General features: G+C 55.1%; 11 protein-coding genes. 8 read left to right on the top strand and 3 right to left on the bottom strand.

The window, feature by feature from the left end; all coding sequences use genetic code 11:
- Positions 1–2 precede the first annotated feature (2 nt).
- The gene (tamB, locus tag ACS603_RS14710; protein WP_182063418.1) at positions 3–3779 is read right to left on the bottom strand and encodes an autotransporter assembly complex protein TamB; all 3777 of its coding nucleotides are present in this window, start codon (positions 3777–3779) and stop codon (positions 3–5) included.
- Positions 3776–5509: an autotransporter assembly complex protein TamA gene (tamA, locus tag ACS603_RS14705; RefSeq protein WP_474944494.1), complete on the bottom strand. Its 1734-nt coding sequence runs from the start codon at positions 5507–5509 to the stop codon at positions 3776–3778. Before tamA ends, tamB begins: the two co-directional genes overlap by 4 nt.
- A 224-nt stretch (positions 5510–5733) precedes the next feature.
- Between tamA and msrA the strand changes: the two genes are divergently transcribed.
- Positions 5734–6375 carry a peptide-methionine (S)-S-oxide reductase MsrA gene (gene msrA, locus ACS603_RS14700; protein ID WP_315687679.1) on the top strand — a complete coding sequence of 214 codons (642 nt, stop codon included), beginning with the start codon at positions 5734–5736 and terminating at the stop codon, positions 6373–6375.
- On the opposite strand, the gene ACS603_RS14695 is transcribed toward msrA, so the two are convergent.
- A complete protein-coding gene (locus ACS603_RS14695) occupies positions 6376–7434 on the bottom strand; it encodes a LacI family DNA-binding transcriptional regulator (protein ID WP_474944493.1) in 1059 nt (352 codons plus the stop codon).
- A gap of 192 nt (positions 7435–7626) precedes the next feature.
- On the opposite strand from ACS603_RS14695, the gene ACS603_RS14690 reads away from it, so the two are divergent.
- From ACS603_RS14690 to paeA, 7 genes are all read left to right on the top strand, one after another.
- A complete protein-coding gene (locus tag ACS603_RS14690; protein WP_182063414.1) occupies positions 7627–8781 on the top strand; it encodes a Gfo/Idh/MocA family protein in 1155 nt (384 codons plus the stop codon).
- A gap of 16 nt (positions 8782–8797) precedes the next feature.
- On the top strand, positions 8798–9976 hold the full coding sequence (locus ACS603_RS14685) for a Gfo/Idh/MocA family protein (RefSeq protein ID WP_474944492.1): 1179 nt from the start codon (positions 8798–8800) through the stop codon (positions 9974–9976).
- A gap of 2 nt (positions 9977–9978) precedes the next feature.
- Positions 9979–11046: a Gfo/Idh/MocA family protein gene (locus tag ACS603_RS14680; protein ID WP_474944491.1), complete on the top strand. Its 1068-nt coding sequence runs from the start codon at positions 9979–9981 to the stop codon at positions 11044–11046.
- Between the two features lie 12 nt (positions 11047–11058).
- A complete protein-coding gene (locus ACS603_RS14675; RefSeq protein ID WP_182063411.1) occupies positions 11059–12081 on the top strand; it encodes a Gfo/Idh/MocA family protein in 1023 nt (340 codons plus the stop codon).
- A gap of 81 nt (positions 12082–12162) precedes the next feature.
- Complete coding sequence (locus tag ACS603_RS14670) at positions 12163–13710, top strand: MFS transporter (protein ID WP_315687675.1); 1548 nt, start codon at positions 12163–12165, stop codon at positions 13708–13710.
- Between the two features lie 9 nt (positions 13711–13719).
- Positions 13720–14787, top strand: coding sequence for a glycoside hydrolase 5 family protein (locus ACS603_RS14665; RefSeq protein WP_474944490.1), 1068 nt, complete (start codon positions 13720–13722; stop codon positions 14785–14787).
- Positions 14788–14995: 208 nt separating this feature from the next.
- Positions 14996–16333: a polyamine export protein PaeA gene (gene paeA, locus ACS603_RS14660; RefSeq protein WP_182063408.1), complete on the top strand. Its 1338-nt coding sequence runs from the start codon at positions 14996–14998 to the stop codon at positions 16331–16333.
- Positions 16334–16352 lie beyond the last annotated feature (19 nt).

The following is a 16352-nucleotide window of genomic DNA, read 5'->3' as shown; positions in this document are numbered from 1 at the left end:
TGCTAGAACTCAAACTGATAGAGCAAATCCAGTGCCTGATCTACGCCGGACACTGCTTCCAGATATAGCTTTGGCATCAGACGATAGCGTAACGTGAGTGTAGCGAGTGAGTCAAAGATCCCGACACCATATTTTACCTGTAGACCCGGCAGTACATAGCCGCTAACCACCACCTGCGAAGAGTCACCAACGCCCTGGGTGTCCAGTGCCAGATTGCTTACGCCGAACGTCTCGCCGATTTTACCCACAACCTGCCCACTTTGTGCAACCCCCAGGCCCACTAACATTGACGTCATTGCTGCACTATCGCTTTGGCCGCTTTCCAGACCCTGCCCGCGCAGCAGATAAGAGAGCGCTTCTTGCTGCGACATTGCCGGGTCCGAGAAGATTTCCGCTTTTGGCTCATCGGCCGTACCCGTTACGCGCACGCCAGCAATCACGTCATTTTCGGTGGCTTCCGGGTTACGAATGGCTTCGATATTCAGAAGCGGCTGATCAGGTGGCCCCGAGAACAACAGCTCACCTTTACGCACAATCAGATCCTGGCCATAAGCATGGAAACGCCCGTCAGGAATGTTGATTTGCCCGTTCAGCCCAAGCCCTTGCTTATCCTGGGCCACTTTCAGGTCGCCCGTCAGCCTCGCTTTCAGACCAAACGCTTCGAGGCGCACGTTGTTCCCGACGTGAACAATAAGATTACTGTTGATCGGGATGCCAGCGCTCTTCTGTTCCACCGGTTTCAGATTTTTATCGAGCATCACTTCATCACTGGATACCCCGACCGCGCTTTCCGGCACGTCGTGAACCACGATACGCGCCCACGGCACGTCCACGCGGCCATCCAGAGTAAAGAGGCTCGGCGTGGCTTCAAACACTACATCCGGCGACACATCCAGACGTACCATCGGCGGTACGGTAATGCGCACTTTGCTGCCTTTTGCCGCAATGCGCGCACGCCAGTTATCAAGCTGGCTCCAGTCTGCATCACCGCTCAGGTTGATTTGCCCTTGTTGAGTGCGAACCACCCCGGCAAGCGTGGAGCTCATGCCGTTAAAGTTCATCGCAATCTGGCTTGGCTGCATATCAAACGGCATAAAGTTACCGTCGATATCCACACCGTTCAGCTGCATCTGCCCGAACAGCTGCGGGCTTTGCGCCGTCCCCGCCAGCCGCAGATTGGCATTCAGCATCCCAGCGGCTTTTTCACCGCGCGAGAAAATAGCGTTCGCCATTGCCAGGTTGAAGTTGCGGATATTGACGTTACCGCCCAGATTACGCCGCCCTTGCGGATCGGTTATCTGCACTTGCCCGTCGAACTGGCCGTTGTTGGTCAGGCGGATAAGCCACCCCAGCTCAGCACGGTTGTTATGCAGATCGGCGCTCAGGTTGAGGGTGTCGAATGCTACCGGCAGCGGCGCATCGTTCACTTCCTGCGTTACCTTCACGTTGCGCCCGGAGAGGGTCACACTTCCCTGCGGCAGCCCCTCTTTGGTGGTGTCCCACGCCACATCCGCTTTGCCGCTAAAGACACCGCTCGCCTGGGTGGTGTCGGGCATAAAGGGTTTCAGCATCGCCAGATCAAACCGGTTAAGGTTTATTTGCGCGCGCCCTTCCGCGCCTGCATCAATGGTCTGTGGCACACAGAGTTCAGCATTCGGGTTGATCCAGCAGTGCGGCCCAATACTGATTTTTTGTTCGGCATTGCGGTAATCCAGCGCGATGGAGCGTGACAGCGCCAGAGGGCCAACCGGCGTGTTGAAACGGGTGTTATCAAGCGTTCCCTTCCAGCGTTCTTCCTTGCGGTCGAAACTGCCCGTCAGGTGCAGTTGCCCGGAAACCGGCTCACCCTGCACGTTCAGCTGGAGGTCATGCTGTTTCTCGTTGCCTTTCGCGGCCAGCGTCACCAGATTGATGTTCACATCCGGCTGGGTAATACGCTCGACGCGCAGGCTCAGGTTCCCGCCAATCTGGTCGGTGGATTTTACATCCCCTTCCACACGTACCCGGGCAATGGTCAGCTCCTGCCAGCGCAGGGCGTTCGCGGTGATATCGGCCAGCAGCTGCGGTGCATCCACCGTACCGCGAACCTTAACGAGACCTTTCGCCGTACCGCCAAGACCCGGCAGGGCGTTATCCAGATTCGGCGCATCGATGGTGGCATCCAGATTGAGATCTTTAACGCCAAGTTCACCTTTGATGTCCGCCGTATTACGCCCCAGCGCCACATGCAACCCCGGGATCACCCATTGCAGATAGCTGTTGCCCTTCACCGAACCGTCAACGTTAACCTTGTTTTGCTTCACATTGCCGGTGAGTTTGATTTCCGGCACGTCCATCTGCCAGCTGCCGCCATAAAGGCTGCCACGCGTTTTGATTAAGCCATCCAGTTTTGACGGCCAGTCCGGCACTTCTTTGGCCGTATTGATGCCCGTCAGCTTGAGTTCACCGCGCCAGCTGATCGCCTGCTGCCAGTCGAGCAGCGCCGTCAGCTCCGTTTTCCCTTCCAGCGCCGCGACGGTCAGCTTGTCGAGATTAACCTGCCGTTCGTTACCTTTCGCATCAAGCGTAATGGCGGCTGGCGGTACACCCTGCCCCTTCACATCGGTGCGGAACGACAGCGTGTAATCAGTCATTTTGCCGCTGAGCTTGAGCTTCAGATCATCGGCCTGGAACTGTTTTTCGCCGGTAAACGGCCAGTAAAGCTGCTGGCTGACAATCTCCAGATTCAGCGGTAAACCCGCTTCTGCCAGCTGTGTTTGCCCGCGCAGAACCATATCCACCGGGCCAGACAGGTTAACGCCAAACTCCAGTTTCTCGCGTAGCGCCCCACCTATTTTCAGCTTCACCTTCTCGCCTTTGAGCGGATCAATGTTCAGCGCGCTATTAAGCGTGATATCCACCGGCCAGTTGTCGCGCAGCAGCGCATTCCCGCTTGCATTTACCGATCCCTGATTCGTGTCGATATCCATCGTATCGAGCTTCATAGTGCCGTCGATACTGCTGACTTTAAGCAACATGTTGTAGACCGTCAGGTCGGTGTCACCCGTCAGACGCAGCTGTGCGCCTTTGAACTCTTCAATATTGAGGTTCAACGGCAAGTGCACGTCGGTCATTTCCGGCAGCACCGGTTTTGCGAAGAGCGCGGTCAGCGTTTCACCAAGCGGTTTCTCTTCCGGCTGCGGGTTCTGGATCTTCGGTTCAACTATCTCTTCCTGCGCCACTTTTGCCACTTTCGGCAGGGCAATCAGCAGCCCTTGCAGTGAGGTTGGCGTCAGGGTGAGATTTTTTTCCTGCCAGCGCAGGCCAGAAGTGAAGTCCATCACCGACACGGTGGTGTCGTCGATTTTGATATTGACGTTATTCAGCGCCACCCGGTAGAGCGCAATGGGATACGGCGTGGAGAGATTAAGCGGGCCGGTATCCTGTTCTTCTACCGGCGCAGACTTCGGCATTTTTTTCGAATCTATCGCCACGTTCACATCTTTTAGCGACAGATCGTTCACGCACAGTTTGCTGTCGCGTAAACAACCGAGCTTGACCGCCAGATGGAACTCGCCCGCGTTAACCGCGACGCCGGGCTGTTGATAGCGAATATTCTTCAGACGCAGATCGCGCCAGCCGCCCGTCACCTGGCCAATCTCCAGCCCCGGGACCCAGCGGTTAGCGGCGTTAAACAGCAGATGCAGGCCGGTGGTGGTCCCCACCAGGAACGCAACCGTACCGAGCAACAGCACGATAAAAATCAGCACCCCGAGGCTTATCTTCTTCCATAAACTCATAATTCAGGCCCCAGACCGATGTAAAACTGTAAACCGTGTTCGTCTTTGTCACCCACAGGCACGGCAAAATCGAGCTTGATAGGCCCAACGGGAGACTGCCAGCGCACGCCCACGCCCGCGCCGGTTTTGAAATCGCTGCGGCGAATATCACTCACGGCTTCACCGCTATCCACAAACATGGCACCCCACCATTTTCCGCTGACGTTGTACTGGTATTCCAGCGAGCCCGTCGCCAGCTTGGACGCACCAATCAGCTTGCCGCTGTCATCTTTTGGCGCGATGGATTTGTACTTATACCCACGAATACTGCGATCGCCACCGGCGAAGAAACGCAGGTCGGGCGGGACTTTGTCGAAGTCGCCGGTTTCAATCCAGCCAAGATTGCCGCGCATCACGAAGCGGTGTTTGTCGTACAGGGTGCGGATCCAGACGTTTTGCGCCTGCACCACGGTGAAGTCGACGTCAGAGCCCCACAGCGTATTGGAGTAATCGATGGAGTAACGCTGGGAATCGCCCCAGTCAGGCATCAGGCCACCACGGGAACGGGTACGGCTTATCATCACGCCGGGATAAAGCAGCATGGTGGTGTTCGTCACATTCGCCTGGGTAAAGTGGTCGAGGCTCCAGCGCAGGTTAATGGCGCGCTGCCAGCCGCTCGAAAGATCCCAGAAGCGCGACAGCGCAAGCGTGGTGGAATCTGATTCGGTATCGTTCAGGTCGGTTCGCTTAAAACCGCCCTGCACCAGGTAGTACTGTTCAAGCGGGTTTTTCAGCAGCGGCATTTTATAGCTGAAATCCAGCTGTTGCTCTGGCGAAGAGATACTGGCGCTGGTCGTCAGGCTGTGGCCGTAGGAGTTCATCCACGGTTTTTTCCACGTGGCTTTCACGCGCGGGCCCACGTCCGTCGAATAGCCTAACCCCGTCTCAATGGTGTTCTCGGTGCGCGGCGACACAACGCCATGCAGCGGCAACACCTTGGTCTTGCGGGATTTATCAAACTCAGGGGCGACAACAACCGAGTTAAACCATCCAGTCGCCGACAAACGACGGTTTAACTCCGCCAAATCCTTCGACTGATAGTAATCACCCTTCTTAAACGGGATCAGGTTTTGCAGATACTCTTCGCGGATTTGCGAGCCTTCAAAGGTCACATCGCCGAAGCGGTAGCGTTCGCCGCTGTCAAAGTCGATATCCCAGAAAGCCTGGCGTCTTTCCAGCGAGATCCCCAACTGGCTTTTATTGAACTGGCTGTCGAAATAGCCCTTACGCAGCGAAACCGAGGTGAGTTCTTTTTTGAAATGGTCGTAATCGCTATGATCCAGCACCGTACCGATTTTCGGACGCGTGCTGAGCAGATCCAGATAATCCCTGTCGGTACGCGCACCGCCGCGCAGTACCACATCAGTGCCACCAATCAGTACCGGCTCGCCCGGCGATACGCGGGCGATCAATACCTGCCGGCCTTTGGCTGGTGGCGGACGTAAATCGAAATCGATGGTCGGCTCGTAATAGCCGAGCGCTTTTAATCCTTCGCGGATCGCGTCATCAACACGTGCGCGAAAACGCCGGTCCGGCGTCACTTCGTCTCCCTGAATCGTAGACAACTGTGCACGCACGTTCTTTTCCAGCGCCCCGGACAACCCCTCAACCTGCAAACGGACATTCGCCGCGCTGGCGACTCCGCTTGTCAGCAATACACTGACCAAACATAACTGGCGGATCTTTGGCACGTTCTCTCCTGAATATCCTTGTTTCCACCCTGGAAGCAAATGAAGTGCCGCTCCGCGGCTCCATACGGCTTTACAGCCCAAAACCCAATTCTCGGGTTGAAAAAGGGTTAAACACCCAAATATTTCTTATGATTAAATCTAGACTCATTCAGCGTATTTATTGTGTTCAATTAAACGCTTCATGACAACCTTAACCGAAACATCGCTGCCCGGGAGGCCCAACCGTGAGTTTATTCGACAAAAAGCATCTTGTTTCTCAATCAGATGCATTACCGGGACGGAACACCCCAATGCCTGTAGCGACTTTACACGCCGTAAACGATCATTCAATGACTCACGTCCCGGAAGGCATGGAAATCGCCCTGTTCGCCATGGGCTGCTTCTGGGGTGTGGAACGCTTGTTCTGGCAACTGCCTGGTGTTTACAGTACCGCAGCCGGTTATACCGGCGGTTACACACCGAACCCAACCTACCGCGAAGTGTGCTCAGGCGAAACCGGACACGCCGAAGCGGTTCGTGTGGTCTATGACCCGGCCGTTATTAGCTACGAGCAACTGCTCCAGGTGTTCTGGGAAAACCATGATCCGGCCCAGGGGATGCGTCAGGGCAATGACCACGGCACTCAGTACCGTTCAGCCATCTACCCGCTGACCCCTGAGCAGGATACCGCCGCGCACGCCAGCCTGGAACGCTTCCAGAGCGCCATGCGTGATGCCGGGGATGACCGCCAGGTCACGACGGAAATCGCTTCCGCAAAACCGTTCTACTATGCCGAAGACGATCACCAGCAGTACCTGCATAAAAATCCGTATGGCTACTGCGGCATTGGTGGCATCGGCGTGTGCCTGCCGCCACAGCTGGCCTGATCACTTGTATAGCGCCACGCGAGCCGCGTGGCGCGTTGCATTACTTACCGAGCCGTAATCCACCACCTTCCCCTGCAACAGCAGGTTATACACCGGTGCCTGCGGTCTGTTCAGCCGCGTTTGCAACAAATGTACTGCCTCAATGCCAAGATCGCGACAGGGCACGGTGATCCCTGTGACCGGTTTTTCCAGTCGATTTGCTAAATTCCAGGCAAAATCGGTGGTGATGATGGAGATATCCTCAGGAACACGCAGCCCGTGTCGTCGCAGCGCCCTGAACACCCCTTCCGTCATGCTGGTGCTGTTAGGGAAAATAACCTCGGGCCACTGCGGCCTGTCGTGGCTTAACAGCCACTCATCAAGGGCACGCTCGGCTTCATCAGCGGTAAACCACTCCGTCACCAGCAAATCCCGCTGAGGCTCAAAAGCGACATGAAAATGCCGGTACGCCTCTTTAATGCCATCCAGGCGCGCATAGAGCGTCTCCCGCCGCAGGCAGGTGAGCGTCAGCACCCGGCGATGCCCCTGCTCAAAGAGGTAACGCATCGTAGTAAATCCAATGGCGCGATGATCGGGCGAAACAGAATCGAGAACGTTATCCCTGTCGACTGAATTGATTAATACACAGGGCTTATTGAGGGTGCTGGCAAGCTTAAATATGGTGGCATCATCCGTGCCGATAATAATGATCGCATTGATGTTCTTATGGCTGGCTTTTTCGAGGAATAATTTTACATCGGCATGTTGTTCTTCTAATCCACTGTAAGTGATCCACACATTATGCGGGGCGCTGGCTTCTGCGATACCTTTGGTCACTTCCAGATAAAAAATGTCACCACGTCCCTGAAAGGTTCTTTCAGGCGCAAATACCGCAATGCCATTAATCAGCAGCCGACCACTCGCCATGGACTCAAGCACACCCAATTCCCGCGCGGTCCGTACAATGGCATCCCGGGCCTTGTCGCTGGTATAGGATTTGCCGCTTAAGACCCTGGACACCGTGCTGACGGAATAGCCTGTCAGGGATGCGATCTCCTCCATTTTTAACCTGCCCGGCATAGTGTGACCTCGCTCTCAATCAGTTTTTGCAAATATTTGCAGAAACAGCTTGTTGATTTTAAAACCAAATTTCAAAAACGTTGGGGTTTACTTAAACACCTTGCGAGTATTCTCACAAAATAACGTTGTCGCCGCGGTTCGCCTTTCCTATTTTCCGGTCATCACTCTTTTCGACTGAAATTAAGGTGCGACATGGAGAAGGTACGTTTTGGCATTATTGGTATAGGTAATATCGGTACGGTTCACGCGCGCTATTTACTGGCCGGGACCGTTAAAGACGCTTGTCTGGCGGCTGTTTGCGACAATGCGGCGGAAAAACATCCTGCCATCCGCCAGCTGGTGGGTGATGGCGTCCCACTGTTCAGTGACGCACAAGAAATGCTCCAGAGTGGCCTTATCGACGCCGTGATTGTGGCGACACCGCACTACGATCACCCTCGCCTGTCCATTCTGGCCATGCGTAACGGCATCCACACCTTGTGTGAGAAACCGGCGGGTGTGTATACCGCACAAGTGCAGGAGATGAACGACTGCGCACGTGAGTGTGATGTGGTGTTCGGCATCATGTATAACCAACGCCCCAACCCGCTCTATCAGAAAGTGAAAGATCTCATCGACAGCGGCGAGCTGGGCGAGATCCGCCGCTCCAACTGGATTATCACCAACTGGTATCGCTCTCAGAGCTATTACAACTCTGGCGGCTGGCGCGCCACCTGGAAAGGCGAAGGCGGTGGCGTCCTGCTCAATCAGGACCCGCATCAGCTCGACCTCTGGCAGTGGCTGGCGGGAATGCCGGTGCGCCTGCGCGCGTTTTGCCAGTTTGGCAAACATCGTGACATCGAGGTTGAAGATGAGGTGACCGCCTATGCGGAATACGCCAATGGCGCGACCGGCGTCTTCATCACCACCGTGGCGGAAACGCCTGGTACCAACCGCCTGGAAATTACCGGCGATCGCGGCAAAGTGGTGGTTGAGGACGGCACACTGCGCTACTGGCGACTGCGCGAATCAGAAACCGCATTTAATGCCCGCTGGCAGAACGGCTTTGGTGAGCCTGAATGCTGGGAAGTCACACTCCCGGTTGCGCCTGAGTGCAGCGAGCATCATGTCATCACCGCCAACTTCTGTGCGGCCGTCCTGCGCGGCGAGCCGCTGATTGCCCCGGGTCTTGAAGGTATTCGCGGGCTGACGCTCTCCAACGCCATGCACCTCTCCACCTGGACTGATGACTGGGTCGATCTGCCGCTGAACGAAAAACAGTATCTGCGCCTGCTTCAGCAGCGCATCACCACCTCAGTAGAAAAAGAGAACGTCAGCCGAACGCTGGACGCATCAGGAAGCTGGTAACACCGGAGAAAAAACGATGTTAAATGTCGCCATCGTGGGAACAGGGAATATCTCGCATAACCATATTCAGGGCTATTTGCAGTTTGGTCAGCGCTGCCGGATTGTCGCGCTGGTGGATATCTACCCGGAAAAAGCACAAGAGAAAAAAACACGCTACGGCCTGACGGATGCCCGCGTGTACGAAAGCCACGAGCAGATGCTGGCGTGCGAGCCCCATCTCGATATCGTCGATGTCTGTACGCCACCTTACGTTCATGCGCAAATCAGTATTGATGCGCTCAATGCCGGTTGCCACGTGCTGTGCGAAAAGCCGATGGCCGCGTCGCTTGAAGAGTGCGATGCAATGATCGCCGCCCAGCAGGCGAGCGGGAAAACCCTCTCTGTGATTGCGCAAAACCGTTTTACCGATGCCTTCTGGCGCTTAAAGGCGGCGATTGATTCTGGCCTCGCGGGTAAGATTTGCCACGCGCAGGTGGACTCCTTCTGGTGGCGTGGACACTGCTACTACGACCTGTGGTGGCGCGGTACATGGGAAAAAGAGGGCGGGGGCTGTACGCTCAACCACGCAGTACATCACATCGACGCTATTCAATGGATGCTCGGCTTCCCGTCGGACGTGGTGGCGATGATGACCAACGTGGCACATGACAACGCCGAAGTGGAAGACCTGAGTGCCGCTATCTTCAAATACCCCAACGGCGCGCTTACCCAGCTTACCGCTTCGGTAGTGCATCACGGTGAGGATCAGAAAATCATCATCCAGGGGGAAAAAGCCCGCATCTCTGCACCCTGGCAGGCCATAGCCAGCGTGAGTGCTGATAACGGCTTCCCCCAGGATACCCCTGACACGCAGCGCGAAGCACAGCTCAACGCCGTTTTTCAGGACACTCCGCCGCTCAGGTGGACGCTGCACACCGGGCAGATCCACGACCTGCTCCAGAGCATCGAAAAAGGTGCTACCCCGCTCGTCGATGGCCAGCAGGGTAAGCGCTCGCTGGAGCTGATTACCGCAATTTATAAATCCGCGATCACCCGGGCAGTGGTGTCGCTGCCCATTCACCAGGATGACCCGTTTTACCGTACTGGCGGGACAAACACCCTCGCCCCCCGTTTTTATGAAAAATCCGCAAGCGTTGCCAACTTCACCGAAGTGGGCGCGATCCCTCTGGGCAAAGATCTGGATCGAGGAGTCTGAACATGAATAAGAATGACGGAATGAATTACGCACCGGTTGGCAAACCTCAACCTGTTGTCCGGCAAGGCGAATTCGTCTTTGCCGCTGCCGCGCTCGACCATGGTCATATTTATGGGATGTGCAACGGGCTCATTGAAGCGGGCGCAACGCTGAAATGGGTTTACGACCCGGACCCGGCGAAAGTGGATAAATTTGTGCAGCAGTACCCGCAGGCCCGGGTCGCGGATTCGCTGGAGGTGATCCTTGCCGATAGCGCAGTGCATCTTGTTGCTGGTGCCGCCATCCCCTCTGAGCGCTGCGCGCTGGGGCTGAAAACGATGGCTGCGGGTAAGGACTACTTCACCGACAAAGCACCGCTCACCACGCTTGAACAACTGGCTGATGCCAAAGAAATGGTCGGGAAGACTGGCAAGAAATACGCGGTTTACTACAGCGAGCGCCTGCACGTTGAAAGCGCGGTATTTGCCGGGCAACTGGTGCAACAGGGTGCGATTGGCCGCGTTATCCACACGCTCGGCACCGGCCCGCACCGGGAAGGACAAGGCAGGCCAGACTGGTTTTACGATCGTCGTTACTTCGGCGGAATTCTGTGTGACATCAGCAGCCACCAGATTGAACAATTCCTGTTTTACACCGGAAACCACAATGCGACCGTGATCGCCAGCCAGGCACGTAACACCAGCCATCCGCAATATCCCGCGTTTGAAGATTTCGGCGACGCGATGCTCAAAGGGGAAAACGGGGCCAGTGGCTACTTCCGCTGCGACTGGTTCACGCCAGATGGGCTTTCCACCTGGGGTGATGGCCGCCTCACGCTACTGGGTACTGAGGGATACATTGAGATCCGCAAGTATGTCGATTTAACCCACGGCGAGCAGGATGTGGTGTACCTCGTCAATAAAGAGGGCGAGTTCCGCTACCCGGTGGCAGGCCTGGTCGGCTTCCCGTTCTTTGGTGAACTGATCCTCGACTGCCTGCATCGCACTGAAAACGCCATGAGCCAGGCCCACGCCTTTAAAGCGGCCGAGCTGTGCGTGAAGGCGCAAATGCTGGCTAACGCGGCGGGATAACGGGAGACGCAGATGAAAGTCCTGAACTCGGCCATTATCGGCGGCGGCGCTATCCACGGTTGCCATGTGAACGCGCTGCGCCAAATCCCCGACGTGACGCTGCGGGCGTTAGTCGACACTGACAGTGTAAAAGGACTGAAACTGGCAAAGGATTATCAGTGCCGCTTTTATCAGGATCACCGGGAAATGCTGCTGGATGAACACATCGACGTGGTGCACATCTGCACGCCCCACTTCGAACATAAGGAGATGATTCTGGCGGCGCTTGCCGCCGGAAAACATGTGTTCTGCGAAAAACCGGTCGCCATGAACGGCAGAGAAATCCGCGAGATAACGCAGGCAGTTAACCATGCGCCGGGGTTGCTCGGCGTCTGCTACCAGAACCGGCTAAACCCCACCAGCCAGTCCATTATGGAGACGCTGACAGAAGGCTCGCTCGGCAGGATGCTCAGCATTAAAGCGGTGCTCACCTGGTCGCGTTCAGGACGTTACTACACCGAAAGCCCGTGGCGCGGCCGGCTGGCAACGGAAGGGGGTAGCCTGCTGATCAATCAGGCGATCCATACGCTCGATTTGATGCAGTGGTTCGGAGGCGGAGTCACGCGGCTGAAAGGGGTAGTAGACAGAGGCGAACTGGCCGACGTCACGGAAGGTGAAGACAGCGCCATGGCGACGCTGCATTTTGCCAATGGCGCTCGCGGCTTGTTTTATGCCAGCAATTGCCATACCACTGATTCCCCGTTGCTGCTGGAGATCCACTGCGAACATGGCACGCTACAGCTTAACGACAATACGCTCTGGCGCTTAAGCCAGGGGGAACGGATAGCGCTGGCGAACGATGCCTCGCCGGATGGCTCCAGCAAAAGTTACTGGGGAGTGGGCCACCAGCAGGCTATCCGCCGCTTTTATCATGCCATTCATCACCCGGAAAATGCGGATTACATTGATATCCGCACCGCCGGAAAATCACTCAACCTTGTGGAGGCTATTTATCGTTCATCTCAGATACGGCAATGGATTGATATAAGTAATTAGAACGTAATTTGTATTCCAGCAGTAAATAAAAAACGACCCGAAAACGGGTTAATAGCTACCCTACACCTGGAAGAAAATATTATGGTCAAACCAACTGAACGTAGAGTTGGCTATGGCGTGGCGCTTGGCTACGGCATAACCGACCTGTTTGGCGGTGGCGCATTTGCGATTATCGGCACCTGGCTTTTATTTTTTTACACCACCTACTGCGGGCTAACCGTGCTGGAAGCCGGTTCTATCTTTGCGGTGGCGCGTATTATTGATGCGTTATTAAGCCCAATAATGGGGTATATCACCGACAACTTTGGCAATACCTGGCTTGGGCGTAAATTTGGTCGCCGCCGCTTCTTCTTATTAATCAGCTCACCGCTAATGTTCCTGTATGCCCTGTTGTGGCTGACCGATATGGGCTACTGGTATTACCTGGGTACTTACCTCTCTATTGAGCTGTTGTCAGCGATGGTACTGGTGCCGTGGGAAACACTGGCGGCAGAGATGACCAACCGTTATGAGGAGCGCAGCCGCCTGTCGGGCGTGCGCATGATTTGCTCCCAGCTGGGCGGATTTCTTGCGGTCTCTGTTCCTGGTGTCATTATGCAATTCACCGGAAAAGATAATCCGTTTACCTACACCCTGACCGGATTACTTTTTTCTTGTGTCTTTTGCATCGCCGTTTTTATTACCTGGCGTTGCACCTGGGAAGCCAAAGATGTTCATCAGGAATCGGATTTCAAACTGGAGAATCAACGCAGCGGCGGAATACTCAATCATCTGAAATATCTGGTGCTGGATCTGTTCTCTTCATTTCGGATCCGGGCTTTCCGCTTACACATTATTATTTATATCTTCTCGTTTACGGCGATGGATGTTTTCGGCTCGGTCTTTACCTACTACGTTGTCTATTGTCTGAGCCAGGATGCTGCGGCCGTTTCCGGCTGGCTGAGTCTTGCCGCTTTTGCTTCGGTGCCAGGCACTTACGGATTTATGCTGTTGTTAAATCGCTTAAATGTCACACCGTCTGCCGCGCTGCGTCTCTCTTACGGCTGTATTTTCTGCGTACTCGCCTTCCTGTTCAGCATCTATATCACCCGGACGCAGGTTCCCGCGGTGCTGTTCTCTGCGGTCTTCATTTTGCTTGGGGCGGCGCGCTCTGGCCTGTATTACATTCCCTGGAATATCTACAGCTTTATTCCTGATATTGATGAAATCGTCACCCGGCAGCGCCGCGAAGGCATCTTTGCCGGTGTCATGGTGTTAACCCGTAAAAGCACAGTGGCGATTGCCATCATGATTATCGGCCTCGTTCTGCAAGGATCTGGCTTTGTGAAAGGCAGTGGCGCGCAGCCTGAAAACGCCCTTCATGCCATTATCGGCCTGATGGTGTTCGCCACGGCGGCGCTGCTGGCGGTGAGTTTCTTTACCACTTACAAATTCAAACTCACCCGCGAGACACACAAACTGCTGCTGAAAGAGATAGCCCGCCGCAAGCTGGGTGGGGACTATCGCGACTGTGACGAAAGCACCCGCATCGTCATCAAGCAGCTGACAGGCTACGAGTACGACCAGGTCTGGGGCGGCAATGCAACGCCGCACTCCGGGGCTAACGTCAGCCTGTCGGGTGCTGAATAAGGAGCGCATATGTATCAACAATGGACACCCGAGCGCGCGCAAAGCTGGTGGATGCAGCAGAAATGGGGCTGCGGATTTAACTACCTGCCCCGAACGGCAGTCAACTGGCTGGAGATGTGGCAGGAAGAGACATTCGATAGCACCACCCTTCAGCAAGAGCTGAAATGGGCGCAAGAATATGGCTACAACGCCCTGCGTACCAACCTGCCGTTTACGGTCTGGGAACACGATCGAGACGGCCTGATAAGCCGTATCGACCATTTCCTGTCGATTGCCAGCAGCAATGGGCTGGCGGTGATGCTCACCCTGCTTGATGACTGCGCATTTTCGGGCGACGAGCCGTTTATCGGCCAGCAGAAGCCCCCCGTACCGGGCGTGCATAACAGCCAGGGCGCTGGAAGCCCGGGTCGGGCGAAAGTGCTCAGCCCTGAATGCTGGCCGCAAATTGCAGCTTATGTGAAAGATATCGTTGGCCATTTTCGTCACGACCCGCGGATCCAGATATGGGATTTGTACAACGAACCGGGTAACAGCGGCGTGTTTATCGGAGCCCCAAAAGGGATGGCGTACGACACCCGGCTTGAGTTTTATGCGTTGTCGTTGATGGTGAACGTATTTACATGGGCACGGGAAGTCTCACCCGAGCAGCCGCTGACAGTGGCCGCATGGCATGTTCCCGACCGCAGTGACTGCCGGGGAGCTTTCACACACCCGGTTGATGTCGCCGCATTGCATTTGTCGGATGTAACAAGTTTTCACGCCTATGTGGATGCCCAGGAACAGCGGCAAATTTTATCCCGGCTGGCGGCCTTCCAGCGCCCGCTGCTTTGTACCGAGTGGCTGGCGCGCCATATCGGGAGCAACATGGCCGATACGCTCCCTCTTTTTAAAGAACAGAATGTTTCTTGCTACCACTGGGGACTGGTGCAGGGAAAAACCCAGACCTGGCTGCCGTGGCCGGACATTCCGCATCACACGAAAAGTGCCGGGCTGTGGTTTCACGATGTGCTAATGGCTGATGGGCGGGCTTATCACCAGGAGGAGATGGCACTGGTGCAAACGCTCAGCAAAGAGTAAGCCTTTCACACCGGGTAAGCGGTCTGTTTACCCGGGCATTTCCTGCATAAAACTACTCAAAATGTGACCTCTGGCAGGTTTACACTCCTTTACGCTATACTACCCGCTGAAATAATCGGCTCAACGCTACGAGCTGGTGTTCAATAGTGTTTTCACACAAACGTGACTAACTTCCCTTCCGAGGATCTGGCGAGAAGCCGGATAAACTATGTTAAACAGTATTTTAGTGATACTTTGTCTTATTGCCGTCAGTGCGTTTTTCTCAATCTCTGAGATCTCGCTGGCTGCGTCCCGAAAAATAAAACTTAAGCTGCTTGCCGACGAAGGCAACATCAACGCAGCACGCATCCTGAAAATGCAGGAAAACCCGGGAATGTTTTTCACCGTGGTGCAAATTGGCCTGAACGCGGTCGCCATTCTGGGCGGTATCGTGGGCGATGCGGCGTTTTCTCCGGCGTTCCACAGCCTCTTTATTCAGTACATGTCCGCAGAGCTTGCCGAGCAACTGAGCTTTATTCTCTCTTTCTCGCTGGTGACAGGTCTGTTCATTCTGATCGCCGACCTGACCCCGAAACGCATCGGTATGATTGCGCCAGAAGCTGTGGCTTTGCGTATCATCAACCCGATGCGCTTCTGCCTGTTCGTGTTCCGCCCGCTGGTGTGGTTCTTCAATGGCCTGGCGAACATGATTTTCCGCGTCTTTAAGCTGCCAATGGTGCGTAAAGATGACATCACCTCCGACGATATTTATGCGGTGGTGGAAGCCGGCGCGCTGGCCGGTGTTCTGCGTAAACAAGAGCATGAGTTAATCGAGAACGTTTTTGAACTGGAATCCCGTACCGTGCCGTCGTCAATGACGGGCCGTGAAAGTGTTATCTGGTTCGATTTGCGCGAAGACGAACAGAGCCTGAAGAACAAAGTTGCGGAACATCCGCACTCTAAGTTCCTGGTCTGTAACGAAGATATCGACCACATCATCGGTTATGTGGACTCCAAAGACCTGCTGAACCGCGTGCTGGCAAATCAGAGCCTGGCGCTGAACAGCGGCGTACAGATCCGTAACACGCTGATTGTGCCAGACACCCTGACACTCTCTGAAGCGCTGGAAAGTTTCAAAACCGCCGGTGAAGACTTCGCAGTTATCATGAACGAATACGCGCTGGTGGTGGGTATTATCACACTGAATGACGTGATGACCACGCTGATGGGCGACCTGGTTGGCCAGGGCATGGAAGAGCAAATTGTTCAGCGTGATGAGAACTCATGGCTGATTGATGGCGGCACGCCGATTGAAGACGTGATGCGCGTGCTGGATATCGACGAATTCCCGCAGTCCGGCAACTATGAGACGATCGGCGGCTTTATGATGTTTATGCTGCGTAAAATCCCGAAACGTACCGACTCGGTGAAGTTCTCTGGCTATAAGTTTGAAGTGGTGGATATTGATAACTACCGCATCGATCAGCTGCTGGTGACGCGTATCGACAACAAACCAACCGTGCTGGTGCCGAAGCTGCCAGACGCGGAGGAGCAGGTTTCTGCTTAAGGTTACTTAGGGTAAAAAC

It is taken from the genome of Enterobacter sp. Li2LvB3 (assembly GCF_056156645.1).
This window is presented reverse-complemented; position numbering and strand designations above follow the sequence as displayed.

Coding starts and splice junctions, on each gene's coding strand:
- tamB (WP_182063418.1), bottom strand. CDS start 3,779: ATGAGTTTATGGAAGAAGATAAGCCTCGGGGTGCTGATTTTTATCGTG.
- ACS603_RS14695 (WP_474944493.1), bottom strand. CDS start 7,434: ATGCCGGGCAGGTTAAAAATGGAGGAGATCGCATCCCTGACAGGCTAT.
- ACS603_RS14690 (WP_182063414.1), top strand. CDS start 7,627: ATGGAGAAGGTACGTTTTGGCATTATTGGTATAGGTAATATCGGTACG.
- ACS603_RS14685 (WP_474944492.1), top strand. CDS start 8,798: ATGTTAAATGTCGCCATCGTGGGAACAGGGAATATCTCGCATAACCAT.
- ACS603_RS14680 (WP_474944491.1), top strand. CDS start 9,979: ATGAATAAGAATGACGGAATGAATTACGCACCGGTTGGCAAACCTCAA.
- ACS603_RS14675 (WP_182063411.1), top strand. CDS start 11,059: ATGAAAGTCCTGAACTCGGCCATTATCGGCGGCGGCGCTATCCACGGT.
- ACS603_RS14670 (WP_315687675.1), top strand. CDS start 12,163: ATGGTCAAACCAACTGAACGTAGAGTTGGCTATGGCGTGGCGCTTGGC.
- ACS603_RS14665 (WP_474944490.1), top strand. CDS start 13,720: ATGTATCAACAATGGACACCCGAGCGCGCGCAAAGCTGGTGGATGCAG.
- paeA (WP_182063408.1), top strand. CDS start 14,996: ATGTTAAACAGTATTTTAGTGATACTTTGTCTTATTGCCGTCAGTGCG.